Genomic DNA, 26,598 nt, shown 5'->3' with positions numbered 1-26,598 from the left:
AACGGCGTCAGAAGGCGGCTGAAAGCGTGCTACAATTCGGGTCTTTCCCCGATAGCTCAGTCGGTAGAGCGCCGGACTGTTAATCCGTAGGTCCCTGGTTCGAGCCCAGGTCGGGGAGCCAAATAAATCAACAAGATAGGCCAGTTTTCGAACTGGCCTTTTTTGTGTCTGAGGGCTGGATCAGCCGCTCAGTTTTTGGTCTTGCAGGTGCTGATGCCAAACGGCAGGTACGCCGGGCACCAGCCGATGGCAGCGGTGAGAATGGGCACGATCCCGATATAGCCCCAAGCCCCCACGGTGCCCGTGGCGGCCAGCGCGATCAGCGCCACCCCACCCACCACGCGAACGATTCTGTCTACACTGCCTACGTTGGTTTGCATCGCATACTCCTTGGTGCATAAAGACAAAGCCATTATGGCGCATCCTTCATGGCCCTGCCAAGCTATCCATTTATACTGGGCAGCGTGTTCAACCGAATGGAGGATGGGCCATGCCAAAACCCCTAAACGTCTTGTTTTTGTGCACACACAATGCGGCGCGCAGCATCATGGCCGAGGCGGTGTTGAACCACTTGGGCGGGCACCGTTTTCGGGCCTATTCGGCCGGTACGCATGCGCGCGCCGACCAGAAGCCGCACCCGCTGACGCTGCAAGTGCTGCACGCCGCAGGCATCGAGACCGGTGGTTTGCGCAGCAAAAACCAGCAGGAGTTCAGCCACGCCGACGCACCGCAGATGGACCTGGTCGTCACCGTTTGCGATCAAGCTGCGGGCGAGCCTTGCCCAGTCTGGCCCGGTCATCCGGCCATTGCACACTGGAGCTACCCCGATCCATCCAAGGTCGACGGAGACCCCGAGCAGCAACTCGAGGCCTTTCGCCAAACCCTGCACGCCTTGCATCTGCGCATGGAGCTGCTGGTGCAATTGCCGCTGGCCGGGGTCGATCGGCTGCTGCTGGAAGCCGAGGCGCGCCGATTGGCGGCTTGAGGCGGCCCGCACTCGCTAGCGTTTCACGGTTTTGTCATTCAAGCTTCATCAGGCTTACATCCTTCGCACTTAAGGTCATGGGGTTGCGGTGCTCTTGCAGCCTTTGGGACACTCCCGATTGGGCTCGTTGGGGCGCTGCACCAACTTGCCTCAACGCAACAACCCCCCAGTTTGGAGTGAACGGATGATGAATTTGAGCCTTCGCGCGGTTTCTGCCGCCTGCGCCCTCACGCTGGCCGCCGGTCTGGCCAGTGCCAGCACCGCCAGCGCGGCCCGTGCCCCCGCTGCCGACCCCGGCCGCGCCGCCATGACGCAAGCCGTGCCCACCGGCAACGTGATCTTCTTTCACCCCGATGGCACCGGCCTGAACCACTGGGCCGCGCACCGCATGTATTTCCAAGGGCTCGACGGCATCTCCAACTGGGATCGGCTGCCCAATATGGCGGTCTATCGCGGCCACATGAGCAACCTGATCAACGGCACTTCGCACGCCGGTGCCACCACGCATGCTTTTGGCTACAAGGTTGACGCTTTTGGCTCCTTTGGCCGCGACGGCGACGGCAACATCGGGCGCGACCGCCACATACGCAGCCTCTCGGGCTTCAACGGCTCGGTGATGCGCGAAGCCGCCAACGCCGGCATCCCGGTCGGTGTGGTGAATGACGGCCACATCGGCGAGCCCGGCACCGGCGCCTTTTTGGCCGAAGTGGGCAACCGCGACAACTGGCAGGAAATCACGCGCCAGATGATTTTGGGCCGCACCGGCATGAACGACACCGCCCCGTGGGTGATCATGGGCGGCGGCGAGGCCGACGCGCTGCCCCAAGGCACCACCACGCTGCACCGCAACGTGAACGAAGAGCGCCGCGCCCCAGTCAACAGCCGCCAGAGCCTGCGCACCGACGACCTGAACCTCGTCGCCGCCTGGAACGCCATGGGCAGCGGCAACCTGAGCAACGACCCGACGCAGCGCGACGACTTCATCGTGGTGCGCACCCGGGCCGAGTTCGAGCGGCTGCAACAAGCGCTGCAAGCCAACCCGCGCTACGCCCCGCGCGTGCTGGGCCTGTTCGCCTTCCAAGACACCTTCAACGACCGCAACGAGCAAGACCTGATCAACCGCGGCTTCGTGCGCGCAGGCATGGCGGCGGGCACGACCGGGCCGGGGCCGCACAAGCAAAGCCGTTTGGTGCTGTGGGGCGATCACGATGCCGCCGAGCCGGGCTTCAACCCGCCCACCTTTGCCGAGATGACCGAAGTCGCGCTCACCATCCTGAACCGCGCCGCGGCACAGCAGCGCAACCCGGCGCAGCGCCGCTTCTTCTTGGTCGCGGAGCAGGAGTCGATCGACAACTTCGGCAACAACACCAACGCCATCGGCATGCTGCACGCGATGGAGGACACCGATCGCGCCCTGGGCAAAGCGCTGGATTTCCTGCGCCGCAACGAGCGCACCCTGATCGTCACCGCCGCCGACAGCGACGCCGGAAACATGACCGTGGTGTCGGGCCAAGTGGCCGGCATCACCCCGCCGACCAACATCCTGCCCGCCGGGCGCGCCCCCGACAACGTGGCCGCCGTGGCCACCAACCCATCGGCCGCCGCACCGGCTGGTGGCACCGCGCCCGACTCCGCCACGGTCAACAACTTCCTCGACGGCGTGGAAGGCCGCTTGTCGCCGATGTTCGTCACCGAACCCGACCAATTTGGCAACCGGATGCAGTTTGGCATCGCTTGGCCCGGCACGGCGGACTACCACGGCGGCATCCTGTCGCGCGCGGCTGGCCTGAACGCGGGCATGCTCAACAGCCGCTTCAGCGCCCGCTTCGACAACGTCGATGTGTACCGCTTGAAGCACGCCACCTTGTTTGGCCGCATGCTCAACTACCCCACCGCCACCTTGGCCCCGACCCGGCCTTGAGCAGCCGCTAGCAAACCGTTTCGGGAAAGCGCGTGGGGCCAGCAAGCCCCGCGCCTTGATGCCGCCAGAGCCCTTTGGGACTGGCGGTTTTTTTATGTCACCTCAGGCGGTGCCACCCACCGTCAGGCCGTCGATGCGCAGCGTGGGCTGGCCGACCCCCACCGGTAGGCTCTGGCCTGCGTTTTGTCATATTTCTCTCGATTAGCGCTGCTAGCATGCACAAGGGTTTGAGGTGCTGCGGCGAGGTGCTGCGAAGTCTGACCTGATCACAAACACAGCGAAAAGCCCGCGCTTCCTCGGGCTGTAAAGGGAAACAGATGCGCGTTTTCAAATATTCCTTGGCTGCCGCTGCGGCCATGGCCCTAACCGGCTGTATAGGCGATGGCAACGAATCGGTGCTGCAAAGCGCTGCGGCAGTGACGCCTGCCCCTGCGGTGCTGCCTACGCCCACCATGCCTGCCGCCGACCAAGGTCGCGTCGCCACGACACAGGGCATCCCCACCGGCAACGTGATTTTCATGCACCCCGATGGCACCGGCCTTAGCCATTGGGCTGCGCACCGCATGTACTTCCACGGGCTGGATGGCACGTCCAACTGGGATTTGCTGCCCCAGATGGCGGTCTATCGCGGCCATTTGGAGAATTTGGTGGCCGGCACCTCGCATGGCAGCGCCACCACGCACGCCTTTGGCTTTAAGGTCGATGCCTTTGGCTCCTTTGGCATGGACGGGGACGGCAACCTGAATCCTCCGACCAACCGCGCCATCAACAGCCTGTCGGGCTTCCGGGGCTCGCTGATGCGCGAAGCCGCCAACGCCGGCATCCCGGTCGGCGTAGTGAACGACGGCCACATCGGCGAGCCCGGCACCGGCGCCTTTTTGGCCGAAGTGGGCAACCGCGACAACTGGCAAGAAATCACGCGCCAGATGATTCTGGGCCGCACCGGCATGAACGACACCGCTCCGTGGGTGATCATGGGCGGCGGCGAGGCCGACGCACTGCCCATTGGCGCCACCACCGTGCACCGCAACGTCAACCAAGAGCGCGGCGCTGCAGCCCCCAATTTGCGCCTGAGCCTGCGCACCGACAACCTAAACCTGATCGACGCTTGGAACGGCATGGGCAGCGGCAACGCCAGCAACGACCCAGCCCTGCGCGACGACTTCATTGTGGTGCGCACCCGGGCCGAGTTCGAGATCCTGCGCCAGGCACTGGCTGCCAACCCCACTTACGCCCCGCGCGTGCTGGGCTTGTTCGCCTTCCAAGACACCTTCAACGACCGCAACGAGCAAGACCTGATCAACCGCGGCTTCGTGCGCGCCGGTGTAGCCCCAGGCACCATCGGACCGGCACCGTTTAAACAAAGCCGCTTGGTGCTGTGGGGCGACTTTGACCCGGCCGAACCGGGCTTTAACCCGCCCACCTTTGCCGAGATGACCGAGGTCACACTCACCATTCTCAACCGCGCCGCCGCCAGCCGGACGCAGCCGGATCAACGCCGCTTCTTTTTGGTGGCAGAGCAGGAATCGATCGACAACTTTGGCAACAACACCAACGCCATCGGCATGTTGCACGCGATGCAAGACACCGACCGTGCGATTGGTGCGGCCTTGAACTTCCAGCGCAGCGCAGGCAATGAGCGCACCCTGATCCTGACCGCAGCCGACAGCGACGCCGGCAACATGACCGTGCTTTCGGGTGAGAATGTAGTCCCTGCCGGATCACCGCGGTCTGGCATCCTGCCACCTGGAACGGCTCCAAACATTACCGGCACGGTCACTTCCAACCCATCTGCGGTACCCACAACCGGCACCACCCCGCCCAGCACGGCGGTGACCAACTTTGTGGACGGAGTTGAAGGCCGCCAGTCGCCAATGTTTGTCACCGAGCCGGATCAATTCGGCAACCGGATGCAGTTTGGCATCATCTGGCCGGGTTCTGCCGACTACCACGGCGGCATTTTGTCGCGCGCGGCGGGCCTCAATGCCGGCATGCTGAACAGCCACTTCAGCGCCCGTTTTGACAACATCGATGTCTATCGCATGAAGCACGCCACCTTGTTTGGCCGCTTGCTCAACTACCCCACCGCAACCATGGCTCCAACCCGCCCATAAAAGCCCTTTGGAAATGAGGCTTTGGCCTTTGACCAAAGCCTCATTGAACCGCCAGTCGCCCCACAGGGACTGGCGGTTTTTTGTTGTTTGCCAATAGTTGTCATATTTCTCTGCACATGCGTTGCTAGGATGCCTCAGTGGTTGCACTGCAGCGGCAGGCAGCCCAATTCATCACGCGGCGATCGGCCTGCGCTTGTTCGGGTCACGGGGAAAGCTTCATGAAATTTCTAAAGTATTTTGCAGCCGCGGCTGCAGTCATGGCCCTCTCGGGCTGCTTGGGCGGTGGAGACGACGCACCAGTCAGTGCTCCGGCACCAGCGCCAGCACCAGCACCGTTGCAATTGCAGATTCTCTCCATCAACGACTTCGAGGGGCGCCTGGAGCCCGTCACCGTCGAGGGTGGGCGCGCCGCTGGCGGGGCTGCGGTTCTGGCCAGCTATTTGAACGAATGGGAACGCCGCGCCACCGCCCGTGGGGCCAGCACCATCCGGGTGCAGGCTGGCGACGCCATCGGCCCCACGCCGCCCATCTCCGGCCTGCTGCAAGACGAGCCCACCATGATGATCATGGACTCTCTGCGCATCGCCTTTGGCACCGTGGGCAACCACGAGTTCAACGAAGGCGTGACCGAGTTGCTGCGGATGCAAAACGGCGGCGCACACCCCGTCACGCAACCCATCCTCGGCGTATTCCAAGCCCCGCGCGTACACCGCTTCTTGGCTGCCAACGTGGTCTGGCGCGACGGCCGTGGCCCCATTTTCCAGCCTTATGCCATCCACGAGGTGGGCGGGGTGCGGGTGGGCATCATCGGCATCACCAAGAGCGATGTACCCACCGTGGTGGCGGCGGCCGGTATTCGCGACATCGAGTTCCTCGACGAGGTCGAGACCGTCAACCGCATCGCCAACGACCTGCAAAACCGCGGCATCCGCACCCTCATCGTGCTGCACCACCGGGGCGATGCCTCTGGCGACCTGTTCGGCAGCCCGCTGACCGGCACCCTGGTGCCGGTGATCGAGCGCATGTCGCCGCACATCGACGTGATCATCAACGCCGACAGCCACCGCGGCTACTGGGCGCGTGTGGGCAACCGGTTGGTGCTGCAGGCCTTTGCCCACTCCAACGCCTTTGGTGCCATCAACCTGACGATCGATCGGCAAAGCGGCGACGTGATCTCCAGCACGGCCGAAGTGGTGCGCACCCTGCACGACCCGGCTTTCCCGCCCGACCCGGCTGTCGCTGCGCAGGTATCGCGCTTTGCTGCCCTGGTCGCCCCGATTGTCAACACCCCAGTGGGCACGACCACGGCCGCAATCGTGCGCGACCGCAACCCAGCCGGCGAGGCCCCGCTGGGCAACCTGATTGCCGACGCGCAGCGCAGCGCCATGGGCACGCAGATCGCCTTCATGAACGGCGGCGGGATTCGGGCCGACATACCAGCCGGTACCGTTACCCGCGGCCACCTGCTGACGGTGCAGCCCTTTGGCAACACCCTCATCCGCATGGACCTCACGCCCGATCAAATCCGGCGCTTGTTGGAGCAGCAGTGGGCAGGCCAGCCTTTCCCGCGCATCCTGCATGTGTCGGGCATGAGCTACACGTGGAATCCGGCTGCGCCGGTGGGCAGCCGGGTGCTAAGCCACACCATCATGGTGGGCGGGGTGCCGCTTGATACGGCCTGCAACCCCACTTGCTCGGTGGCGGCCAACAGCTTTATTGCGGCTGGCGGCGATTTGTTCTCGGTCTTCGCCGAGCCCACCGTGCGCAGCGGCGGGGTGGCGGATGTCGATGCCCTAGTGAACCACATTCGAACGCTGCCGCAACCGTTTGGTGCTGCCATCGAAGGGCGGCTGCGCAACCCTTGAAGCGCTGAAAGTTGGCGCACCTGCACGGTGCGCCATGACCGACCCGAAAAACCCCGTCGAATGGCGGGGTTTTTTGTGTCGCCTCAGGCGGTGCCGCCCACCGTCAGGCCGTCGATGCGCAGTGTCGGCTGGCCGACCCCCACCGGCAGGCTCTGGCCTTCTTTGCCGCAGGTGCCGACGCCGCTGTCGAGCGCCAGGTCGTTGCCGATCAGGCTCACTTTTTTGAGCGCTTGCGGGCCGCTGCCCACCAGCGTGGCCCCTTTGACCGGGTATTGCAGCTTGCCGTCTTCAACCCACCAGGCCTGGCTGGCGCTGAACACAAACTTGCCGCTGGTGATGTCCACCTGGCCACCGCCGAAGTTGCTGGCGTACAGGCCGCGCTTGATGCTGGCGATGATTTCTTGCGGGTCTTTGTCGCCCGCCAGCATGTAGGTGTTGGTCATGCGCGGCAGCGGCAGGTGGGCGTAGCTCTCGCGCCGGCCGTTGCCGGTGGGCTTGACGCCCAGCAGCCGCGCGTTCAGGCTGTCTTGCAGGTAGCCGCGCAAAATGCCGTCTTCGATCAGCACGTTGCGCTGGCTGGCGCAGCCTTCGTCATCGACATTGAGCGAGCCGCGCCGGTCTGCCAGCGTGCCGTCGTCGAGCACCGTCACGCCCTTGGCCGCCACGCGCTGGCCGATGCAGCCGCTGAAAGCGCTGGAGCCCTTGCGGTTGAAGTCGCCCTCCAGCCCGTGCCCGACCGCCTCGTGCAGCAGCACGCCGGGCCAGCCGGGGCCTAGCACCACCGTCATTTCGCCCGCCGGGGCCGGGCGGCTTTCCAGGTTGGTGAGCGCGGCCTGCACCGCCTCATTCACATAGATCCCGATCTGCGCCTCGTCAAAGCGCACCAGCCCGAAGCGTCCGCCGCCGCCAGACGAACCCGCCTCGCGCCGCCCGCCCTGCTCGGCGATCACGGTGAGCGACAAGCGCACCAGCGGGCGCACATCGGCAGCCAGGGTGCCGTCGGCGCGCGCCACCAGCACCACGTCGTACTCGCTTGCCAAGCTGGCCATGACCTGCACCACGCGCGGATCCTGCGCCTTGGCCAACTGCTCCACGCGCTCGAGCAGGGCCACCTTGGCGGCGCTGTCCAGGCTGGCGATCGGGTCAAACTCCTGGTAGAGCGAGCGCGCCTTGGCCACCTTGCGCGCACCCAGTTTGACCTGGCGCTGCTGCCCTTGGGCGGCGATGGCGCGCACGTTTTGTGCCGCGTCTTGCAAGGCGGTCCAGGAAAGGTCGTCGGAGTAGGCGAAGGCGGTTTTGTCGCCGCTGACGGCGCGCACCCCCACCCCTTGGTCGATGCTGAAGCTGCCGCTCTTGACGATGCCCTCTTCCAGGCTCCAGCCTTCGGCGCGGGTGTATTGAAAGTAGAGGTCGGCGTCATCGACCCCGGGGGCCATGATGTGGCTCAGGGTGCGGCGCAGATGCGTCTCATCGAGCCCATAGGGTTCGAGCAACAGGCTGTGGGCAGTGGCCAGCCGGGCCAGGGTGGGTTCGCGTGCGATCATGGGCCCCATTGTAGGAAGTTGCGCCGCTTCGTGCAGCGCATACGGCCAGTGGGCTGCTGCGACGGCAGCGCTCAGGACTGCTGCAGCCGCTTGGAGCGCGCAATGGCCAGCAAAATGCCCAGGCTGGCCCCGAGCGTGACCATGGCGGTGCCGCCAAAGCTCAAAAATGGCAGCGGCAGCCCAACCACCGGCAAAATGCCACTGACCATGCCGATGTTGACGAAGGCGTAGACGAAATGCACCAGCGTCAGCGCGCCGGCCAGCAAGCGGGTGAACAGGCTAGGGGCTTCGATAGCGATTTTGAGCCCGCGCCAGACCAGATAAAAGTAAGCCCCCAGCAGCAGCAGCACCCCCAGAAAACCAAACTCCTCGGCGTAGGCGGCAAAGATGAAGTCGGTGGTGCGTTCGAGCACGAAATCGAGTTGGGTTTGCGTGCCTTGCAGCAAACCCTGGCCCCACAGCCCGCCCGAGCCAATGGCGATCATGCTCTGGATGATGTGAAAGCCGCTGCCCAGCGGGTCGGCGGTGGGGTTGAGCAGGGTGCAGACGCGCACCTTCTGGTAATCGTGCAACAGCACCCAATCCACCCCGGTCTGGCACCAATGCGGCTCCATCCAGACCAGCGCCACCATGCCTGCCAACCCCAGCAGCACCGGCGGGACGATCAGTTTCCAGCTCAGTCCCGCAAAATAAATCACGAACAGGCCGGAGCTGGCGATGAGCAGGCTGGTGCCCAAGTCGGGCTGGCTCAAGATGAGGGCGGTGGGCACGGCGACGATCACGGCCGCCACGAGAAAATCTAGGCCTTGCAATTGCCCCTCGCGCTTTTGAAACCACCACGCCAGCATGAGCGGCATGGCCAGCTTCATGATCTCGCTGGGCTGTATCACGAGCAGCCCCAGATCGAGCCAGCGCTGCGAGCCGTTGCGCTCGATGCCCACCAGATCCACCGCCAGCAGCAGCGCCACGCCCAGCAGGTACATGGGCGCGGCCAACGTCAGCCAGCGCTGCGGTGAGATTTGCGCGGCCACGAACAACACCCCGGCGGCAATCAGCAGGTTACGCGCATGGGTCTCGAAGCGCCCCGGCATTTCGAAGGCGGCCGAATACATGGTGAGCAGGCCGAGTGCGGTCAACAAGGCAATCGCCAGCAGCAAGGGGCCATCAAAGCCCTGCACCAGCGGCAGGGCGCGGCGCCACAAAGGGGGGTTTTGAATCACGACGGCCATGGTGCCGAATTATCCTCCGCCAGCGGCACTCTGCGCCCAGAAGGCCGCAGCGCGCTGCTACATTGCAGCCCATGAGCAAAACCCACTACACCTGCCAGCAATGCGGCGGTACGGCACCGCGCTGGCTGGGCAAATGCCCGCACTGCGGGGCTTGGAACAGCCTGATCGAGACCGTGCTCGAAGCCACACCGGCGAGCAAAAACCGGCTCAGCCTAGCGGCCGCACCCGCTGGGCTGCTAGGGCTGGCTGCGGCCAGCGAATCGACCCCGATTGCCGAGATTCAAGCCAGCGAAGTGGAGCGCACCCCCACCGGCCACGAGGAGCTGGACCGCGTGCTCGGCGGCGGTGTGGTGGCGGGCGCGGTGGTGCTGATCGGCGGCGACCCCGGCATTGGCAAATCGACGCTGCTGCTGCAGGCGCTGGACGCCTTGCAGCGCCAGGGCCAGCCCACGCTGTACGTGAGCGGCGAAGAAAGCGCGGCCCAGGTGGCGCTGCGCGCGCGCCGCCTCGGGCTGGCGGGCAGCCAGGTGCCGGTGTTGGTGGAAATCCAGTTGGAGCAGATTTTGGCCACGCTCGAGCGCACGCGCCCGGCGGTGGCGGTGATCGACTCGATCCAGACCCTGTACTCCAACCAGCTCAGCTCGGCGCCGGGTTCGGTGTCGCAGGTGCGCGAATGCGCCGCGCACCTGACGCGCGCCGCCAAGGCCAGCGGCAGCGCCATCGTGCTGGTCGGCCACGTGACCAAGGAAGGCGCGCTGGCCGGGCCGCGCGTGCTGGAACACATGGTGGACACCGTGCTGTACTTTGAGGGCGACACGCACAGCCCCTACCGCCTGATCCGGGCCGTGAAGAACCGCTTTGGCGCGGTGAACGAGATCGGCGTGTTTGCCATGACCGAGCGCGGCCTCAAAGGCGTGAGCAACCCGAGCGCGATCTTTTTGAGCCAGCACAGCCAGCCGGTGCCGGGCAGTTGCGTGCTGGTGACGCTGGAGGGCACGCGCCCGCTGCTGGTCGAGATTCAGGCGCTGGTCGATAGCGGCGGCCCCAGCCCGCGGCGCCTGAGCGTGGGGCTGGAGCGCGAGCGCCTGGCCATGCTGCTGGCGGTGCTGCACCGTCACGCCGGGGTCTCGTGCATGGACCAAGACGTATTCGTCAACGCCGTGGGCGGGGTTCGCATCAGCGAGCCGGCGGCCGATCTGGCGGTGCTGCTGGCGATTGCGTCGTCGCTGCGCAACCGCGCCCTGCCTCAAGGCTTTCTGGCTTTTGGCGAAGTGGGGCTGGCGGGCGAAGTGCGCCCGGCTCCACGCGGCCAAGAGCGGCTGCGCGAAGCCGCCAAGCTGGGCTTTAAGGCCGCGCTGCTGCCGCAGGCGAACATGCCCAAAAAGTCGGATGCGGCGCTGCACAAGGCGCTGGCCGGGATGACGCTGCACCCGGTCGAGCGCATCGAAGACGCGCTCGAGCTGGCGCGTGGTTTTTGAATGGTGCGTGCTTGCTGCTGTGCAGCATAATGCGTCCATGAACACCCCTATGAGCCGCACCAAACCCCTGCCCATCGACCTCGCCTTGCAAGGCGGTGGTGCGCATGGCGCCTTCACGTGGGGCGTTCTGGACCGGCTGCTGCAAGACGAAACCCTAGAAATCGCGGCCATTAGCGGCACCAGCGCCGGGGCCATGAACGCGGTGGCGCTGGCCGCCGGTCTGATGGAGGGCGGGCGCGAGGGCGCGCGCAAAACCCTGCGCGCCTTCTGGACCCAGGTGGGGGCGCAATCGCCCTTTGCGCTGCTGCAGCCGGCCATGGGTGGCTTCAGTGCGTGGACGGCGCGCCTGCCCGGCGTGCAAGCCTGGCAGCAGGCCAGCCAAGAGTCGATGCGCTGGTGGAGCAAGGCCATCGGCCAGCCGTTTTCGCCTTATCAGTTCAACCCGCTCGACCTCAATCCGCTGCGCAGCATTTTGGAGCGCACGGTCGATTTCGAGCGCGTGCGCGCTTGCACCAAAACGCAGCTGTTCATCGCCGCCACGCACGTGCGCACCGGCGCCTTGCGCGTGTTTCGCCAGCACGAGCTGAGCGCCGAGGTGGCGCTGGCTTCGGCTTGCTTGCCCACGCTGTTTCAGGCCGTGGAGATCGACGGCGAAGCCTATTGGGACGGCGGCTACGCCGGCAACCCCTCGCTCATGCCGCTCATCAGCGAAAGCCCAGCCGATGACTTGCTGCTGGTGCAGATCAACCCGATGCTGCGCAGCCAGGTGCCGCAGCAGGTGGCCGACATCATGGACCGGGTCGGCGAGATCACTTTCAACGCCAGCCTGCTCAAAGAGCTGCGCACGGTGCAGTTGCTCAAAAACCTGATCGAACAAGACGGCCCGGCGGCCACGCACCCCGGGCGCGACCCGCTCATGGCGCGCATCGCCGCGCTGCGCACGCACCGCATCGACGGCGGCGCAGCGCTGGTTGAGCTGGGGGCGGCATCCAAACTGCGCACCGACCCGCCCTTCTTGCTCGATCTGTATGCGCGTGGCCACAGCGTCGCCGACGCCTGGCTGCAAGCCCACCGCGCCGACATGGGGCAGCGCGCCACGCTCGATTTGCGCCGCGAGTGTGGGCTGGTGGGGTGCGACAGCCTCTAAATCAGAGGGCAGGGAGCCAAGCTGCGAAGGGCGCCACTGGGCGCCCGCCGCCACGGCGTCAATGCCCGCCGGTGGCGCGGTACAGGGCGACCCGGTTTTGCAGCAGGGCAAAGCGCAGCTGCACCAGTTGCTGTTCGGCGGCAAAGGCGCTGCGCTGGGCATCGAGCAGTTCCAGTTGGCTGGCGCTGCCCAGCGCCAGCAGCCGCGCGCTCAAGTGGGCGCGCTGGCTTTCGGCCTGCCACAAAGCCTGTTGCGCGGTGTATTCGGCCTGCATAAAAGTTTGGCTGGCGAGCGCGTCGCGCACCTCCTTGAATGCGCTTTGTATGGCCTGCTCGTACTGCAGCAGGGCGATGTCGCGCTCGGCCTGCGATGCCGCCAAGCGCGCCCGGTTGGCGCCGTAATCGAACAGCGGCAGCAGGGCTTGCGGGGCCAGCGTCCAGCCCCAACTGCCGCTGGCAAACAGGCCAGCCAGTTCGGTGCTGGCGCTGCCGAGCTGGGCGGTGAGCGCGATGCGCGGAAAGAACGCCGCGCGCGCCGCCCCGATCTGCGCTTGGGCGGCAGCGAGCCGGTTTTCGGCGGCGCGCACATCGGGGCGCTGCAGCAGCACCTCGGAGGGCAGGCCGACGGCCACCGGCTGCAGCAGCGCCAGCGTTTGCTTGCCGTTGGCGCTGCGGGTGTCGCTGGGCAAGGGCGCCGGCGTGCTGGTGCTGGGGTCGTGCAGCGGCCCCGCCAACTGCTGCAACTGGTGCAAGGCCAACTGCAGCTGGCGCTGCTGGCGCGCCTGCGCCACCCGCGCGGCTTGCACCAGCGCCTCGCTGTGCTGGCGCTGCAGGGCCGAGGCGGTGCCGTGTTGCAAGCGCAGCTGCACCAGCCGCAAGCTGGCCTCGTGGTTGGCCAAGGTGCGCTGCGACACCTCGAGCAAGGCGTGTGCGCTTTGCACCTCGAGCCACGCTGCCACCACCCCAGACACCAAGCTCACGCGCACCCAGCGCTCGGCTTCGGCCGATGCCAGGTACTGCGCCCGCGCGGCCTCCGACAGGCTTTGCAGCCGGCCAAAAAAGTCGATTTCCCAGCTGGAAACCAGCATCCCGGCGCGGTACAGGTTGCCCGTGGCGCTGTCGCCGCCTGTGCGTTGGGCGTCGGCGGCGGCGGCCAGCGTGGGGCCTTGGGCGGCACGGCGCTGCTGCCATTGGGCTTGCAGTTGCGCCATTTGGCGCTGGGCGATGCGGGCATCGAGGTTGTGCTCCAGCGCTTGCTGGATGAGGGCGCGCAGTTCGGGGTGCTGCACCCAATCGACCCAGGGCAGGGGGGCGCTGGGGAGCGTGGCGGCGCTTGCGCTTGGTTCGGCCGTGGCCCAGTCGGGTGGCAAGGGCAGGTCGGGGCGCTGGTGCGGTTGCAATGGCGCGCACGCGCCTAGGGCCAGCGGCAGCGCCAAGGCCAGCGCCAAGCGGGTGCTGTGCAAGCGGGGGGTGTAAATATTGGAGGTTTTATTCATGGCCTGCTCCTAGGCTGGTGGCGCGGTTTGAAGCGCCAGCGCGGGGTTCGCCCAGGGTGCGCACCAGCACATAAAACAGTGGCACCAGCAACACGCCCAGCACCACGGCGCTGACCATGCCGCCGAACAAGGCGGTGCCGATGACCTGCTGGCTCAAGGCGCCGGCGCCGCTGGCCAGCATCAGGGGCGTGACGCCGGCGATGAACGCCGTCGAGACCATGACGATGGCGCGCAGGCGCAAGCGCGCCGCCACCAGCGCCGCCTCCATGGCGCTGCGGCCTTGGGTTTGCAGGGTTTTGGCAAATTCGACGATCAAAATCGCGTTCTTGGCCGACAAGCCCACGATCGTCACCATGGCGATCTGAAAATAAATGTCGGCCTCAAACCCGCGCCACAGCAGCGCCAGCAGCAAGCCGATCACTCCCAGCGGCACCACCAGCAGCACCGCCAACGGCAACTTCCAGCTGCCATACAAAGCCGCCAAACACAGGTACACGGCCAGCAGCACAAAGCCCAGCACCACCAAGAACTGCGCCCCGGCGCGCTCTTCCTCGAGCGACTGGCCGGTCCACTCAAAGCCAAAACCGCTCGGCAACTGCTGCGCTAGGCGGGCCATTTCGGCCATGGCGGCGCCGCTGCTCATGCCCTCTGCGGCTTGGCCGTTGATGCGCATGGCCGGAAATCCGTTGTAGCGCACCGTTTGTGTGGGCCCTTGCACCCAGCGCGTGCTGGCAAAGCTCGACAGCGGCACAGCCTGCCCGAGGCGATTGGGCACGGTCAGGCGCAACACGTCGTCAGGCGTCATGCGCGCTGGCGCGTCGGCCATGATGATGACGCGCTGCAGCCGCCCTTGGTTGGGAAAATCGTTCACGTAGGCCGAGCCCAGCGCTAGGCCCAGAGTTTGCCCGATTTGCTCAAAGCCCACCCCCAGCGCGGCAGCGCGTTCGCGGTCGATGTCCACCTGCAGCTGCGGCGCGGGCTCGAGCCCGTCCGGGAACACTTGGGCCAACACCGGGCTTTGCGCGGCCAGCCCAAGCAACTGGTTGCGCGCAGCCAGCAAGGCGTCGTGGCCTTGGCCGCTGCGGTCTTGCAGGCGAAAGGCGAAGCCTGAGGCGCTGCCAAGCTCCGGGATGGGGGGCGGACTGAGTGGAAAAATCACCGCGTCGCGTACGCCCGACAAAGCCATGAAGGCGCGCCCGGCCAGTGCCTGCGCACTGCTTTCGGGTGCGCTGCGCTCGCTCCAGTCGGTCAGGGTCACGAAGGCCAGCGCAGCGTTTTGCCCTTGGCCCGAGAAGCTAAAGCCCAGCACCCCGACCATGCTCTCGACCTCGGGCTGCGCAAGCATGAACTGCTCCACTTGCTGCATCACCGCTTGGGTGCGCTCTTTGGAGGCCCCGGGTGGCAGTTGCACATTGACCAGCAGCGAGCCCTGGTCTTCGTTGGGTAGAAACGACGCCGGCAGGCGCTGGTAGGCCAGCAGCGCCAGCGCGATCAGCAGCGCGTAGACGAGCATGGTGCGCCCGGGCCGGCGCAAAATCCAGCCGAGTGCGACCAGATAGCGCTGCGTGCCGGCGTCAAAGCGCCGATTGAAAGCGCCAAAAAACCCGCGCTGCGCGCCGTGTTGCGGCAGCGCCTGCTTGAGCACCAGGGTGCACAGCGCCGGGGCCAGGGTGAGGGCCAGAAAGGTGGACAAGCTCACCGACAGCGCCAGCACCACGGCAAACTGGCGCAAGATGTTGCCCATGGCGCCATCGAAAAACGCCAGCGGCACGAACACCGACAACAGCACCGCCGTGGTGCCGATGATGGCACCCGAGATCTGCCTCATGGCCTTGATCGCAGCCTGGCGTGCGGCCAGCCCTTCTTCGCGCATCAGGCGTTCCACGTTTTCGACCACCACGATCGAGTCGTCCACCACGATGCCGATCACCAGCACCATGGCAAACAAGGTCAACACGTTGATCGAGTAGCCCAGCGCCAGCAGCCCGGTCATGGCCCCCAGCAGTGTGATCGGCACCACGATGGCCGGAATCAAGGTGTAACGCCAGCTTTGCAAAAACAGAAAGATCACCGCCACCACCAGCAGCAGCGCCAGCGCCAGGGTGAGCACCACTTGCTGCACCGACAGCGCGACGAAGCGCGAGGTGTCGTAGGGGATGGTCCACTGGATGCCCGCGCCCAAGTGCGGTTCGAGCCGGGCGAGCTCGGCGCGCACCGCTTGGGCGGTGGCCAGCGCGTTGCCATCGGCGGCGAGCTGGATGCCGATGCCCAAGGCCGGCTGGCCGTTGAGGCGAGCGCTGGTGGCGTAGAGCTGGCCCCCGAGTTCGACCCGGGCCACATCGCGCAGGCGCACGGTGGAGCCGTCGGGGTTGGCGCGCAGCAGCAGGTTTTCAAATGCGGCCACGCTGCTCAGTTGGCCATCCACGCGCACGGTGGCCACCATGCTCTGCCCGGCCACGCTCGGCAGCGCCCCGATTTCGCCCGCCGCCACCTGCAGGTTTTGGCTGCGGATGGCGCTGAGCACGTCGGCGCTGCTCAGGCCCAGGCTTTGCAGCCGCACCGGGTCGAACCAGACCCGCAGCGCCTGCTCGGAGCCAAACAGCAGCACCCGGCCCACGCCGGGCACGCGCTGCAGCGCGGGCACCACGGTGCGCGCCGCTTGGTCGCCCAGCGCGTACAGGTCGGGCTGCGCGTCGCTGCTGCTGAGCATCATGAAGAGCAAAAAGTTGTTGTTCACCTCCTCGACGCGCACGCCTTGCTGCACCACGCTGGCGGGCAGGCGCGGCAAGGCGCGGTTGAGGCGGTTTTGCACATCCACCTGCGCCATGCGCACGTCGCTGCCTTGCTCAAAGCTTAAGGTCAGGCTGCCGCTGCCGTCGGCTTGGGCCACCGACTCCATGTACATCAGGCCGGGCGAGCCGTGCATTTCGCGCTCAATGATGGCCAGCACGCTGTCTTCGAGCGTCTGCGCCGAAGCGCCCGGAAAGGCGGTGGCGATCTGGATCGCCGGCGGGGCCACCGCCGGGTACTGCTGGATCGGCAGTTGGGTCAGCGACAACGCGCCCGTGGCGGCGATGAAGAGCGCGATCACCCACGCAAAAATGGGGCGGTCTATAAAAAAACGCGACATATGCGGCCCTGTGCTTTAGCGTGAGGTGGCTGGCGCTGCCGGAGCCTGCCAGGGCACTGGGCGCACCGTGGCACCAGGGGCTGCGCGCTGAAAGCCTTCGACGAGCACGCGCTCGCCGCTGGTCAGGCCAGAGAGCACCAGCACCTGCCCGCGCTCCGTAGGCCCTACTTGCACCGGGCGCATAGCCACTTGGTCGGACGCATCGACGATCAAAACGTGTGCCCCAGCGGGGCCGTGCTGCAGCGCTTGCAGCGGCAGCGCCACCGCCGCCGCTTGGGTTTGTGCCAGCCGCACGCGCACAAACAGGCCCGGCATGAGCAGGCCGTCTGGGTTGGGCACCACGGCGCGCAGCGTCACTTGGCCGCTGCTGGGGTCTGCATTGAGGTCGGTAAACAGCAGGCGCCCGGGGTGCGGGTGCAGGCTGCCGTCTTCGAGCACCAGCGTTACCTGGGCGGCTGCGGCGCTGGCGCGCTGCTGCTGGCCGCCTTGCAAGGCGCGCTGAAGCGCCAGCACCTCGGTGGCGCTGCGGGTGAAGTTGACGTAGAGCGAGTCGGTCTGCTGAATCAGCGCCATGGGGGTGGCGTCGCCTTGGCCCACCAGCGCCCCTTCGCTCACCAGGGCGCGGCCCACGCGGCCCGCGATCGGGGCCGTTACGTCGGCATGGCTGCGCTGGATGCGCGCCGTTTGCACCGCCGCCTGGGCTTGCTCGAGCTCGGCTTGGGCCAGCTTGAGCCCGATTTCGGCGTTGACCAACTCTTGCTGGCTGATGGCTTGCTCGGCCGCCAGCGGGCGGTTGCGCTCCAGCACCGACCGCGCTTGGCTGAGCTGGGCTTCGGCCCGGCTCTGCTGGGCGCGGGCGCTGGCTAGGGCGGCGTCGGCGCTGGCGGGGTCGATGCGAAACAGCACCTGGCCGGCGCGCACTTGGCTGCCTTCGGTGAACAGCCGCTGCTGCACGATGCCGCTGGTGCGGGCCCGCACCTGGGCCGTGCGCTGCGCTTCGAGGCGCCCGGGCAATTCGACTGTCAGCGCCGTGGCGGCACTTTGCACCTCGATCACCGCCACTTCGGGTGCGGGCGGTGCGGCGGCGGCCCCGGGCGCAGAGGCGGTTTCGCTGCAGCCCGACAGGGCCAAGCCGAGCAGCCCCAGCAGCCCCAGCGCCAGCCAGCGCGCAGTGGGTGTCGAGGTGGGGGTGGGGAAAAAAGGGCGCGCCGGTGCACGCAAGCGGTGGGTGGAGGCGGGCATGGGGATGGGGTGAACGGGTGTAAACAAGGGAAAGCCAATGCGACAGCGCCGTAATATACATCCAAACATGTACGTATGTATGTGAAAATCGCCCGACCTCGGCTAAAATAGCCGCCACACCGCCGCCAGACATGCCCCGCAAAACCAAAGCCGAAGCCGAACTCACCCGCCAGCGCTTGCTCGACGCGGCCGAGCTGCTGTTTCTCGAGCGCGGCGTGTCGCGCACCCCGCTGCACGAGATCGCGGCGGCGGCCGGTGCCACCCGGGGGGCGATTTACTGGCACTTCAAAGACAAGGCCGAGCTCTTCAACGCCATGATGGAGCGCGCCACGCTGCCGCTGGAGCAGGCCTTTGCCGACCTCGACCGGCAAGGGGTGGACGCGCTGCTGCGCTTGCGCGACCTGTATGCGGCCCTGTTGGGCGCCCTGAGCGCGACGGTGCACGATGCGCGCACGCAGCGCGTGTTTGCCATTGCCACCCTTAAGATCGAGTTCGTTTCCGAGCTCGCTGCGGTGTTTGAGCGCCGCCGCGAGTGCCTGCAGCAGGCCGTTGCGCAGACGCAGCAGGTGCTGGAGGCGGTGTGCGCCGCCACCGGACGCGCCCTGCCCATGCCCGCCGATCAGGCCGCCGAAGCCCTGTTTGTGGTGTTCGACGGGCTGATATCCAACTGGCTGATCGACCGCAGCCGCTTCGATTTGCAGCAGCTGGGAGAGCAGACGCTGCGCGTGTTTTTCCGCGGCTTGGGGCTCGACGACTTGCTCAACCCTTGAGCAGCTTAAACACGGCGGTGCTGGCGCGCCAGTTGGGGGCCCAGCGCAGTTCGCGCCCCTCGTGCAGGCCAAAGCAGTCGCTCACATGCAACCCCAAGCGCTGCGCCAGCACCTCGAAGTCGGTGTAGGTGCCGACACGGATGTTGGGCGTGTCGTACCACTGGTAGGGCAGGCGTTTGGTTACCGGCATACGGCCTTGCAGCACGCGCAAGCGGTTGGGCCAGTGGGCAAAGTTGGGAAAGGCGACGATGGCGGCGCGGCCCACGCGCGCGGTCTCGCGCAGCATGACTTCGGTGTTGCGCAGGTGTTGCAGGGTGTCGATCTGCAGCACCAGGTCGAAGCTGTCGTCTTCGAACATCGCCAGCCCGTCTTCGAGGTTGAGCTGCAGCACGTTGATGCCGCGGCGCAGGCACAGCTGCACCTTGGCGTCGTCGATCTCGACGCCGTAGCCGCTGCAACCCCGGTGCTGGCGCAGGTGCGCGAGCAAGGCGCCGTCGCCACAGCCCAGATCGAGCACGCGCGCGCCCGTGGGCACGAGGCGGGCGATGGATTCCAGCAGCAGGCGGTCGCTCATGGGGTGGCCCGCCCGCTGTGTTGCCCCAGCCCGGCCCCCGCCAGCCCCAGGGTGGGGGCGATTTGCTGCTCGAAGTAGCTGCGCACGGCGGCGTGGTAGCGCGGGTCGTCGAGCAAAAAGGCGTCGTGGCCGTGCGGCGCGTCGATCTCGGCGTAGCTCACGTCGCGCTTGTTGTCCAGCAGCGCCTTGACGATCTCGCGCGAGCGCGCCGGGGCAAAGCGCCAGTCGGTGCTGAAGCTGATGAGCAAAAAACGCGCCTCGGTGCGCGCCAGTGCCGCGCTTAAGTGCCCGTCGTAGTCGCGCGCCGGGTCGAAATAGTCCAGCGCCCGGGTGATGAGCAGGTAGGTGTTGGCGTCGAAGTAGTCGCTGAACTTGTTGCCTTGGTGGCGCAGGTAGCTCTCGATCTGGAACTCGACCTCTTGCGTGCTGTAGCGGTAGGCCAGGCGCTCGAGCGCATCGAGCGTGGCGGGGTCGGGGGCGTCGGTGGAGTCTGAGGGTTTGGAGGCGCCGGCGGCATGGGTGAGATCGGCCAAGGCCTGCAGGCGGCGGCCAAACTTCTCGTTCATCACATCGTCGCTCAGGTAGGTGATGTGGCCGATCATGCGCGCGATGCGCAAGCCCCGGCGCGGCTTGGTGCCGTGGCGCAGGTAGTGGCCGCTGTGGAAGTCGGGGTCGGTGACGATGGCGCGCCGCGCCACTTCGTTGAACGCGATGTTTTCGGCCGTGAGGTTGGGCGCGCTGGCCACCACCACCGCATGGCGCACGCGCCGTGGGTATTGCAGCGTCCACGACAGCGCCTGCATGCCGCCCAAGCTGCCGCCGATCACGGCCGCGAGTTGCTCGATGCCCAGCGCGTCGAGCAAGCGCGCTTGGGCATTGACCCAATCCTCGACCGTGACCACCGGGAAGTCGGCGCCCCAAGGCTGACCGGTGGCCGGATTCAGGTGCGTGGGCCCGGTGCTGCCAAAGCAGGAGCCGAGGTTGTTGACGCCGATGACGAACCAGCGCTCGGTGTCGATGGGCTTGCCGGGGCCGATGAGGTTGTCCCACCAGCCTTCGCTTTTGGGAATGGGGGCGCCGTTGGCGTCGGCGTGGCGGCCGGCCACGTGGTGGCTGGCGTTGAGGGCGTGACACACCAGCACGGCGTTGGAGCGCGCGGCGTTGAGCTGGCCGTAGGTCTCATAGACCAGGTCGAAGGCGGGCAACTGCGCGCCGCTGCTCAAGGGCAGTGGGTCATCAAAATGCAGCGTTTGTGGGGTGGCGATCACGGGGCTATCACGGGGCTGTGTGGCGCAGGCCGCAGGTTGATGGGCAGAGGAGCGGCATCGCCAAAGTATAGGGGATGGGCGGGCGCTGTTGCGAGCCAGCAACGAAAGCGAGCAATAGTGGGCGCGCAACGCCCTTTGTACCAGGGCTTTCCCGATTTTCGGGCTGTCGAGGCCAGAAAACACTTGCCATTCCAGCCCGGCAGCGCATAATAGCTAGGCGCGGCTCACTCATGGGTGTTGCCACGCATTTCAGGTGATCGGTCAGTTTCGCGTGCCACTGCAGCCAGCCAAGTGCTTTCTTCGTGCCAACGGGGTGTCCATCGCTATTGTTTTTTTGTGTTTTCAGGAGTCCCGGTTCAATGGGCAACAAACTGTACGTCGGCAATCTTCCCTACACGGTGCGCGACGAGGATCTGCAGAAGGCTTTTGGCGAATTCGGCCAAGTGAGCAGCGCCAAAGTCATGATGGAGCGCGACACCGGTCGCTCCAAAGGCTTTGGTTTCGTAGAAATGGGCAGCGACTCGGACGCCCAATCGGCGATCGAGGGCATGAATGGCCAGTCGCTGGGTGGCCGCAGCTTGGTGGTCAACGAAGCGCGCCCGATGGAGTCGCGCCCGCCCCGTAGCGGTGGCGGCGGCTTTGGTGGTGGCGGTGGTGGCGGCGGCTACGGTGGTGGCGGCGGCGGCGGTGGCCGTCGTGAAGGCGGCGGCGAAGGCCAGTTCCGCAGCCCCTACGGTGGCGGCGGCGGCGGCGGTGGTGGTGGCCGTCGTGAAGGCGGCGGCGGTGGCCGCGGCTACTGATCGCACCCCTGACGGCTTGAGCCCATAACCCGCTCAAGCAAAGCCAGCACTCAACCCCGCATGCCATTGGCCTGCGGGGTTGAGTTTTTTATGGGTCCAAAAGAGTTGTGGGCGGGGTGTTTGGCGAGACTAGCGGTTTAGCTCGCCGAGGCAGGCGCCAGCGTGGCGCGCACCTGACCCTGCAACTCGAGCCGCCCGGTCTGCTGGTCGTAGCGCATGCGCTGGGCGCGCAGGTGGTGGGGGCCGCGCAAAATTTCTACCGGCTGGTCCGATTCAATCCGGTGGGCTTGGGTGTAGAGGGTCAGCGCCTGGCTGCGAAATTCCTCTGCCGGCGCGGCAGCCTGAGTGGTTGTGGCCGCACGGGCTGGCCGTTGCAGCACCACGTTGCCACTGAGCCGGTGCACGGTCCGATCGGTGCTGCTCTCGAGGCGGTCGGCTTGCAAGAAATTGAGCTGGCCCTGGACGTCGCGCTGCTGCATGCGCACCTGCTCGACCACCAGTTGCGCCTGGCCCGGGTAATGGTGCAGTTGACGCCCTTCGATTTTTAGCAGCAACTGCCCGTCAGCGTCAAAGTCACGCAACAAAAAATCCTGCATGGTGGCGCCGGGGCCTTGCACTGGGGCGCGTGCTGCAGCCGGTTCGGCTGGCGCGGGGCTGCGACCAATGATCCAGTAACTCCCAAGCGCCAACAAACCCATCAATATCACCGGCAGGTACAGCGAGGCCTGATCCCAGGCGCGCTTGAGCGCGCGCGCCGAATGCCGCCGCAGCGCCGCAGCCGGCGCGGTTGCGGGCAGTGGCCCCAAGTTGGCGCGGGCAGTCAAGCACCGGCCTCCTGCAACAGGCGGGCGTACTGGCCGCTGGCCACCAGCAGCAGGTCGCACAGTTCGCGCGCCGCGCCTTGTCCACCCGGTCGGGTGGTGACGTGGTGCGCCAGCCGCAACACCTCGGGGTGGGCGTTGGGCGGCGCGACGGCCAAGGCGCAGCGGCGCAGCAAGGGCAAGTCGGGCCAGTCGTCGCCCATGGCGGCGGCTTCGTGCCAGCCCAGGCCCAGTTCGGCCAAGAGGGCTTCGGCGGCAGGCCGCTTGTTTTCGTGGCCGAGCCGCAAATGCGTCACACCCAGCGCCTGCAAGCGCGTGCGCAAGGGCGCCGAGTCGCGCCCGCTCACCACCGCCACCACGATGCCGGCGCGTTGCAGCAGTTTGATGCCGTGGCCGTCGAGGCTGTGAAAGCGCTTGAGGGTCTCGCCCGCTTCGCTAAAGTACAGGCCGGCGTCGGTGAGCACGCCGTCGATGTCGAACAACACCACCCGTATGCCTTGGGCGCGCAGCAACAGGGCCGGGTCGAAACCGAGCGTTGGGAGCAGGGCGGGCAGGGCGGGCGCGCCCAGGGGCGTTGACGGCGGCGGCCGTAGGGTATCGGGTGGGCTGGGCATGGGGGAGCGGGGGATTAAATGACCTTGGCGCGCATCAGGTCGTGGCTGTTGAGGGCGCCGCACAGGCGCCCCGCTTCATCGACCACCAGCACGCTGGTGATGCGGTGCGTCTCCATGCGCTCGGCCGCTTCGACCGCCAGCGCCTGCGGGCGCACGGTGTGCGGGGTCGGGTGCATCACCAGCGCGGCGGTGAGGCTTTGCAGGTCGGCGCCGCGCTCGATCAGGCGGCGCAAGTCGCCGTCAGTGAAGATGCCGACCGGCACCCCGTCGGCGTCGACCACGGCGGTGGCGCCCAGCCCTTTGGCGCTGATCTCGCGCATGAGCTCGGGCAGGCTGGCTTGCAGGCCCACGCGCGGGGCCTGCTCGGCTGGGCGCATCACGTCGGCCACCAGGGTGAGCAGCTTGCGCCCGAGCGCGCCGCCGGGGTGCGAGCGGGCAAAGTCTTCGGCCTTGAAGCCGCGAGCGTCGAGCAACGCGACCGCCAGCGCGTCGCCCATGGCCAGTTGCGCCGTGGTGCTGGCGGTGGGGGCCAGGTTGTGCGGGCAGGCTTCTTTGGCCACGCTGGTGTCGAGCAGCACGTCGGCGTGGCGGCCGAGGTTGGAGTCTGGGCGGCCGGTCATGGCCAGCAGCGGCACGCCCATGCGTTTGATCAGGGGCAAAATGGCGCTCAGCTCCTCGCTCTCGCCGCTGTTGCTGATGGCCAGCAGCACATCGGCGCTGGTGATCATGCCCAAGTCGCCGTGGCTGGCTTCGCCCGGGTGCATGAACAGCGCCGGGGTGCCGGTGGAGGCCAGGGTGGCGGCGATCTTGCGCCCTACGTGCCCGCTCTTGCCCATTCCGCTCACCACCACGCGGCCGCGGCAGGCCAGCATGCGCAGCACCGCCTCGGCAAAGCGGCCATCGAGCCGGGCCGCCATGTCGTGCAGCGCCTGCGCCTCGATGAGCAGCGTCTCGCGCGCCAGTTGCAGCAGGCGCTGGGCGGTGGCCGGGGCGTTGGCGGGTGCGGGATCGGGTTGGGCAGCGGGGGTGGCGAGGGGGGGTGTCGAAGCCATGACCGCATTATCAACCCAACCCCGTCGGCAGCAGGGCGCAGAAGGCGGCCTAGCGGGCACTGTAGCAGTCATAATGCTTCAATGGATACATCCGCTTACCTCAAGGCCCACATCCGCACCGTGCCCGACTGGCCCGCCCCGGGGGTGCAATTTCGCGACATCACGCCGCTGCTGCAAGACCCGAAGGTGTTTCGGGTCTTGATCGATGCCTTTGTGCACCGCTATATGGTGCGCGGTCTGCGCCCCGACGTGGTGGCGGGGCTGGACGCACGCGGCTTCATCATCGGTGCCGTGCTGGCTTATGAACTGGGGCTAGGGTTCGTGCCGATTCGCAAAAAGGGCAAACTGCCCTACACCACGGTGCAGGAAAGCTACGAGCTGGAATACGGCAGCGCCACCGTGGAGCTGCACGCCGACGCGGTGCAGGCGGGCGAACGGGTGCTGCTGATCGACGACCTGATCGCCACCGGCGGCACCATGCTGGCGGGCAAGCGCTTGCTGGAAAAGCTCGGTGCCCACGTGCTCGAGGGCGCGGCGATCGTGGCGCTGCCCAGTCTGGGGGGGATGCAGCGCTTGCGCGACAACGGCTTGGCCTTGCACACCTTGGTCGAATTCGACAACGGCTGAATGTGTTTTAAAAAATCCCGGCTACGACATGCCATCGTCTTGAATTTTTGCTATATTGCCATCATTTTATGGAGTTTGCATGAATACCTTTGAGCAATCACCCTCCCAAGCCAAGTCCGGTTCTACAGGTGCCGCTGGCGGCAGCGTCGAATTTCTTAGTTTTCGGCTCGGTGCCGAGGAGTACGGGATCGACATCTTGCGTGTGCAGGAAATCCGTTCCTTCGAGGAACCCACGCGCATCGCCAACTCACCGCCGCACCTCAAGGGCGTGGTCAATCTGCGCGGCGTGATCGTGCCGGTGGTGGACTTGCGCATCAAGCTCGGCTGCGAAAAGGTGGAATACAACGGCTTTACGGTGGTGATCGTGCTCAACGTCAAGGGCCGGGTGGTGGGGGCGGTGGTCGATTCGGTCTCGGACGTGCTGGAGCTGGCGCGCGACCAGATCCGTCCGGCGCCCGACATGGCCAATGCGGCGGTGGATACCTCCTTCATCACCGGCATTGCCAGCGTCAACGAGCGCATGCTGATTTTGATGGACATCGAGGCCCTCATGGCCAGCGCCGACATGGGCCTGATCGATGCCCGGAGCGGCGCATGAGCGCTACCGCCCTGATGCGCCGTTTCTCCATACGCTTGCGCATGGTGGGTGCCATTGGAGTGGTATTTGCTTTGTTGCTGCTGCTGGGGGCGGTGGGCTGGTGGGGTATGCAAAGTCTGGGTGCGGTCCAAGCCGAGCTGCTGCAGTTGGCGCAGCAAGGCGCACAGGAGCCGGCTGCACGCGCAGCCTTGGAGGCGCTGGCGCAGCGCTCTGCCAACACCAGTGGCTGGGCTTTGGGCCTGTTTTTGGCGGTGCTGGGCTTGGCGCTGCTGATCGTTTTGCCTTCGACACTGCTCAATATGGTGAGCATCACGCGGCCGCTGGAGCAGGCGCAAGGGCTGGCGGTGGCGATCGCGCGCGGCGACCTTGGCACCCAGCCCGACCTGAGCGGGAACGACGAACTGGCCCAACTGATGCGCAATCTGGCCGATATGCAGGCCTCGCTGGCGCGCACCGTGGGTGAGGTGCGCCTAGCCGCCGAGAGCATCCGCCAAGCCAGCGGCGAAATCGCCAGCGGCAACCAAGACCTGAGCGACCGCACCGAACAAACGGCGGGCAACTTGCAGCAAACCGCCTCCAGCATGGACCAGATCACGGCTGCGGTGCAGCAGTCCAGCCAGGCCGCGCACGCTGCGCTGGGCATGGCGCAAGACAACGCCAAGGTGGCCGAACGCGGCGGCACCGTGGTGGGCCAGGTGGTGCGCACCATGGACGAGATCAACCAGAGCAGCCAGAAGATTCACGACATCATCGGCGTGATCGACGGCATTGCCTTTCAAACCAACATTCTGGCCCTCAACGCGGCGGTGGAAGCGGCGCGCGCCGGTGAGGCCGGGCGCGGCTTTGCCGTGGTGGCCACCGAGGTGCGCTCGCTGGCCGGGCGCAGCGCCGCGGCGGCGCGCGAGATCAAGCAGCTCATCGGCGCCAGCGTCGAGAAGGTCGGGGCGGGCTCGCAACTGGTGCACCAAGCGGGTGCCAATATCCGAGAGATCGTGGCCAACGCGCAAAAAGTATCGGCTTTCATATCCGAGATCAGCAGCGCCAGCGGCGAGCAGGCCAGCGGCCTGTCGGCCGTCAATGGCGCGGTTTCTGAGCTCGATCAGATGACGCAGCAAAACGCGGCGCTGGTGGAGCAAAGCGCGGCGGCGGCGCAGGCCTTGCGCGAGCAGGCGCAGCGGCTGAGCGAGCTGGTGGCGGTGTTTCGGCTGCCCGATGCGGCACACCCCATGCACCCGCCGCTGCAGCCGACGGCCACCCGAGGGCATGGCAGGGCCGCGTCCTATCAAGGGGCGGAGCGGCGTTTGACGGCCCGAACGCGCTGAAT

General features: G+C 66.6%; 22 protein-coding genes, 1 tRNA gene and 1 pseudogene. 12 read left to right on the top strand and 12 right to left on the bottom strand.

Features of this window, described 5'->3' with window-relative positions:
- Nucleotides 1-45: 45 nt before the first annotated feature.
- A tRNA-Asn gene (locus SRAA_RS09335) sits at nt 46-121 on the top strand.
- Between the two features lie 67 nt (nt 122-188).
- Here SRAA_RS09335 and SRAA_RS09330 read toward each other — a convergent pair.
- Complete coding sequence (locus tag SRAA_RS09330) at nt 189-380, bottom strand: YgaP family membrane protein (RefSeq protein WP_045532331.1); 192 nt, start codon at nt 378-380, stop codon at nt 189-191.
- Between the two features lie 110 nt (nt 381-490).
- Here SRAA_RS09330 and SRAA_RS09325 point away from each other — a divergent pair, with 110 nt between their 5' ends.
- Nucleotides 491-985 carry an arsenate reductase ArsC gene (locus tag SRAA_RS09325; RefSeq protein WP_045532330.1) on the top strand — a complete coding sequence of 165 codons (495 nt, stop codon included), beginning with the start codon at nt 491-493 and terminating at the stop codon, nt 983-985.
- A gap of 187 nt (nt 986-1,172) precedes the next feature.
- Entirely contained in the window at nt 1,173-2,906 is a 1,734-nt protein-coding gene (locus tag SRAA_RS09320) for an alkaline phosphatase (RefSeq protein ID WP_052467544.1), read from the top strand.
- A gap of 102 nt (nt 2,907-3,008) precedes the next feature.
- On the opposite strand, the pseudogene SRAA_RS12870 reads toward SRAA_RS09320, so the two are convergent.
- Nucleotides 3,009-3,083, bottom strand: a pseudogene (locus SRAA_RS12870) (metallopeptidase TldD-related protein); the annotation flags it as partial.
- 140 nt (nt 3,084-3,223) lie between these two features.
- On the opposite strand from SRAA_RS12870, the gene SRAA_RS09315 reads away from it, so the two are divergent.
- Nucleotides 3,224-5,020, top strand: a complete 1,797-nt coding sequence (locus SRAA_RS09315) for an alkaline phosphatase (RefSeq protein ID WP_052467543.1) — start codon at nt 3,224-3,226, stop codon at nt 5,018-5,020.
- A gap of 218 nt (nt 5,021-5,238) precedes the next feature.
- Nucleotides 5,239-6,885 (top strand): bifunctional metallophosphatase/5'-nucleotidase, encoded by a 1,647-nt coding sequence (locus tag SRAA_RS09310; RefSeq protein ID WP_045532328.1) that lies wholly within the window; start codon nt 5,239-5,241, stop codon nt 6,883-6,885.
- An 83-nt stretch (nt 6,886-6,968) separates the two neighbouring features.
- Here SRAA_RS09310 and tldD read toward each other — a convergent pair whose 3' ends face one another.
- Both tldD and rodA read right to left on the bottom strand, forming a co-directional pair.
- Entirely contained in the window at nt 6,969-8,429 is a 1,461-nt protein-coding gene (tldD, locus tag SRAA_RS09305) for a metalloprotease TldD (protein ID WP_045532326.1), read from the bottom strand.
- Between the two features lie 71 nt (nt 8,430-8,500).
- Nucleotides 8,501-9,658 carry a rod shape-determining protein RodA gene (rodA, locus tag SRAA_RS09300; protein WP_045532324.1) on the bottom strand — a complete coding sequence of 386 codons (1,158 nt, stop codon included), beginning with the start codon at nt 9,656-9,658 and terminating at the stop codon, nt 8,501-8,503.
- Between the two features lie 71 nt (nt 9,659-9,729).
- On the opposite strand from rodA, the gene radA reads away from it, so the two are divergent.
- Both radA and SRAA_RS09290 read left to right on the top strand, forming a co-directional pair.
- Nucleotides 9,730-11,136: a DNA repair protein RadA gene (radA, locus tag SRAA_RS09295; RefSeq protein WP_045532322.1), complete on the top strand. Its 1,407-nt coding sequence runs from the start codon at nt 9,730-9,732 to the stop codon at nt 11,134-11,136.
- 37 nt (nt 11,137-11,173) lie between these two features.
- Nucleotides 11,174-12,283, top strand: a complete 1,110-nt coding sequence (locus SRAA_RS09290; RefSeq protein WP_052467541.1) for a patatin-like phospholipase family protein — start codon at nt 11,174-11,176, stop codon at nt 12,281-12,283.
- Nucleotides 12,284-12,341: 58 nt separating this feature from the next.
- Here SRAA_RS09290 and SRAA_RS09285 read toward each other — a convergent pair whose 3' ends face one another.
- From SRAA_RS09285 to SRAA_RS09275, 3 genes are read right to left on the bottom strand one after another with little or no spacing between them, the layout of a single operon-like run.
- The gene (locus SRAA_RS09285) at nt 12,342-13,778 is read right to left on the bottom strand and encodes an efflux transporter outer membrane subunit (protein WP_045532319.1); all 1,437 of its coding nucleotides are present in this window, start codon (nt 13,776-13,778) and stop codon (nt 12,342-12,344) included.
- Nucleotides 13,771-16,908 (bottom strand): efflux RND transporter permease subunit, encoded by a 3,138-nt coding sequence (locus SRAA_RS09280; RefSeq protein ID WP_045532317.1) that lies wholly within the window; start codon nt 16,906-16,908, stop codon nt 13,771-13,773. The genes SRAA_RS09285 and SRAA_RS09280 overlap by 8 nt, the downstream gene beginning before the upstream one ends.
- Nucleotides 16,909-16,923: 15 nt before the next feature.
- Nucleotides 16,924-18,150, bottom strand: a complete 1,227-nt coding sequence (locus SRAA_RS09275) for an efflux RND transporter periplasmic adaptor subunit (RefSeq protein WP_082040004.1) — start codon at nt 18,148-18,150, stop codon at nt 16,924-16,926.
- Between the two features lie 131 nt (nt 18,151-18,281).
- Between SRAA_RS09275 and SRAA_RS09270 the strand changes: the two genes are divergently transcribed.
- A complete protein-coding gene (locus SRAA_RS09270) occupies nt 18,282-18,920 on the top strand; it encodes a TetR family transcriptional regulator (RefSeq protein ID WP_045532315.1) in 639 nt (212 codons plus the stop codon).
- On the opposite strand, the gene metW is transcribed toward SRAA_RS09270, so the two are convergent.
- Together metW and metX are read right to left on the bottom strand one after the other, a co-directional pair.
- On the bottom strand, nt 18,910-19,494 hold the full coding sequence (metW, locus tag SRAA_RS09265; protein ID WP_034111852.1) for a methionine biosynthesis protein MetW: 585 nt from the start codon (nt 19,492-19,494) through the stop codon (nt 18,910-18,912). The two genes, SRAA_RS09270 and metW, sit on opposite strands and share 11 nt — an antisense overlap.
- Nucleotides 19,491-20,762, bottom strand: coding sequence for a homoserine O-acetyltransferase MetX (metX, locus tag SRAA_RS09260; RefSeq protein ID WP_045532312.1), 1,272 nt, complete (start codon nt 20,760-20,762; stop codon nt 19,491-19,493). The genes metW and metX overlap by 4 nt, the downstream gene beginning before the upstream one ends.
- A gap of 359 nt (nt 20,763-21,121) precedes the next feature.
- Between metX and SRAA_RS09255 the strand changes: the two genes are divergently transcribed.
- Nucleotides 21,122-21,562 carry an RNA recognition motif domain-containing protein gene (locus tag SRAA_RS09255; RefSeq protein WP_045532310.1) on the top strand — a complete coding sequence of 147 codons (441 nt, stop codon included), beginning with the start codon at nt 21,122-21,124 and terminating at the stop codon, nt 21,560-21,562.
- A gap of 137 nt (nt 21,563-21,699) precedes the next feature.
- Here the strand turns inward: SRAA_RS09255 and lptC are convergent, their stop codons facing one another.
- Genes lptC through SRAA_RS09240 form a run of 3 tightly spaced genes read right to left on the bottom strand, consistent with a single transcriptional unit; the run spans nt 21,700 to nt 24,049 of the window.
- Nucleotides 21,700-22,386, bottom strand: coding sequence for an LPS export ABC transporter periplasmic protein LptC (gene lptC / locus SRAA_RS09250; RefSeq protein WP_029462622.1), 687 nt, complete (start codon nt 22,384-22,386; stop codon nt 21,700-21,702).
- Entirely contained in the window at nt 22,383-22,997 is a 615-nt protein-coding gene (locus SRAA_RS09245; protein ID WP_045532309.1) for a KdsC family phosphatase, read from the bottom strand. The genes lptC and SRAA_RS09245 overlap by 4 nt, the downstream gene beginning before the upstream one ends.
- A gap of 14 nt (nt 22,998-23,011) precedes the next feature.
- Nucleotides 23,012-24,049 carry a KpsF/GutQ family sugar-phosphate isomerase gene (locus SRAA_RS09240; protein WP_045532307.1) on the bottom strand — a complete coding sequence of 346 codons (1,038 nt, stop codon included), beginning with the start codon at nt 24,047-24,049 and terminating at the stop codon, nt 23,012-23,014.
- An 81-nt stretch (nt 24,050-24,130) separates the two neighbouring features.
- Between SRAA_RS09240 and SRAA_RS09235 the strand changes: the two genes are divergently transcribed.
- The 3 genes from SRAA_RS09235 (at nt 24,131) to SRAA_RS09225 (ending at nt 26,596) form a co-directional block, all read left to right on the top strand.
- The gene (locus tag SRAA_RS09235) at nt 24,131-24,676 is read left to right on the top strand and encodes an adenine phosphoribosyltransferase (RefSeq protein WP_029462619.1); all 546 of its coding nucleotides are present in this window, start codon (nt 24,131-24,133) and stop codon (nt 24,674-24,676) included.
- A 79-nt stretch (nt 24,677-24,755) separates the two neighbouring features.
- A complete protein-coding gene (locus SRAA_RS09230; RefSeq protein WP_045532306.1) occupies nt 24,756-25,274 on the top strand; it encodes a chemotaxis protein CheW in 519 nt (172 codons plus the stop codon).
- Nucleotides 25,271-26,596, top strand: coding sequence for a methyl-accepting chemotaxis protein (locus tag SRAA_RS09225; protein ID WP_082040003.1), 1,326 nt, complete (start codon nt 25,271-25,273; stop codon nt 26,594-26,596). Before SRAA_RS09230 ends, SRAA_RS09225 begins: the two co-directional genes overlap by 4 nt.
- The last annotated feature ends 2 nt before the right edge of the window (nt 26,597-26,598 follow it).

The organism is Serpentinimonas raichei (genome assembly GCF_000828895.1).
GTDB lineage: Bacteria > Pseudomonadota > Gammaproteobacteria > Burkholderiales > Burkholderiaceae_C > Serpentinimonas > Serpentinimonas raichei.
The sequence above is the reverse complement of the archived record's forward strand: the minus strand, read 5'-3'. Positions and strand labels throughout refer to the sequence as shown.

What these genes read in the sequence shown, in the direction of transcription:
- SRAA_RS09275 (WP_082040004.1), bottom strand. Translation starts at nt 18,150, where the DNA reads ATGCCCGCCTCCACCCACCGCTTGCGTGCACCGGCGCGCCCTTTTTTC.
- SRAA_RS09310 (WP_045532328.1), top strand. Translation starts at nt 5,239, where the DNA reads ATGAAATTTCTAAAGTATTTTGCAGCCGCGGCTGCAGTCATGGCCCTC.
- SRAA_RS09325 (WP_045532330.1), top strand. Translation starts at nt 491, where the DNA reads ATGCCAAAACCCCTAAACGTCTTGTTTTTGTGCACACACAATGCGGCG.
- SRAA_RS09225 (WP_082040003.1), top strand. Translation starts at nt 25,271, where the DNA reads ATGAGCGCTACCGCCCTGATGCGCCGTTTCTCCATACGCTTGCGCATG.
- radA (WP_045532322.1), top strand. Translation starts at nt 9,730, where the DNA reads ATGAGCAAAACCCACTACACCTGCCAGCAATGCGGCGGTACGGCACCG.
- SRAA_RS09270 (WP_045532315.1), top strand. Translation starts at nt 18,282, where the DNA reads ATGCCCCGCAAAACCAAAGCCGAAGCCGAACTCACCCGCCAGCGCTTG.
- SRAA_RS09330 (WP_045532331.1), bottom strand. Translation starts at nt 380, where the DNA reads ATGCAAACCAACGTAGGCAGTGTAGACAGAATCGTTCGCGTGGTGGGT.
- SRAA_RS09320 (WP_052467544.1), top strand. Translation starts at nt 1,173, where the DNA reads ATGAATTTGAGCCTTCGCGCGGTTTCTGCCGCCTGCGCCCTCACGCTG.
- SRAA_RS09280 (WP_045532317.1), bottom strand. Translation starts at nt 16,908, where the DNA reads ATGTCGCGTTTTTTTATAGACCGCCCCATTTTTGCGTGGGTGATCGCG.
- SRAA_RS09230 (WP_045532306.1), top strand. Translation starts at nt 24,756, where the DNA reads ATGAATACCTTTGAGCAATCACCCTCCCAAGCCAAGTCCGGTTCTACA.
- SRAA_RS09235 (WP_029462619.1), top strand. Translation starts at nt 24,131, where the DNA reads ATGGATACATCCGCTTACCTCAAGGCCCACATCCGCACCGTGCCCGAC.
- SRAA_RS09255 (WP_045532310.1), top strand. Translation starts at nt 21,122, where the DNA reads ATGGGCAACAAACTGTACGTCGGCAATCTTCCCTACACGGTGCGCGAC.
- rodA (WP_045532324.1), bottom strand. Translation starts at nt 9,658, where the DNA reads ATGGCCGTCGTGATTCAAAACCCCCCTTTGTGGCGCCGCGCCCTGCCG.
- SRAA_RS09245 (WP_045532309.1), bottom strand. Translation starts at nt 22,997, where the DNA reads ATGCCCAGCCCACCCGATACCCTACGGCCGCCGCCGTCAACGCCCCTG.
- SRAA_RS09315 (WP_052467543.1), top strand. Translation starts at nt 3,224, where the DNA reads ATGCGCGTTTTCAAATATTCCTTGGCTGCCGCTGCGGCCATGGCCCTA.
- SRAA_RS09240 (WP_045532307.1), bottom strand. Translation starts at nt 24,049, where the DNA reads ATGGCTTCGACACCCCCCCTCGCCACCCCCGCTGCCCAACCCGATCCC.
- tldD (WP_045532326.1), bottom strand. Translation starts at nt 8,429, where the DNA reads ATGATCGCACGCGAACCCACCCTGGCCCGGCTGGCCACTGCCCACAGC.
- SRAA_RS09290 (WP_052467541.1), top strand. Translation starts at nt 11,174, where the DNA reads ATGAACACCCCTATGAGCCGCACCAAACCCCTGCCCATCGACCTCGCC.
- SRAA_RS09285 (WP_045532319.1), bottom strand. Translation starts at nt 13,778, where the DNA reads ATGAATAAAACCTCCAATATTTACACCCCCCGCTTGCACAGCACCCGC.
- metW (WP_034111852.1), bottom strand. Translation starts at nt 19,494, where the DNA reads ATGAGCGACCGCCTGCTGCTGGAATCCATCGCCCGCCTCGTGCCCACG.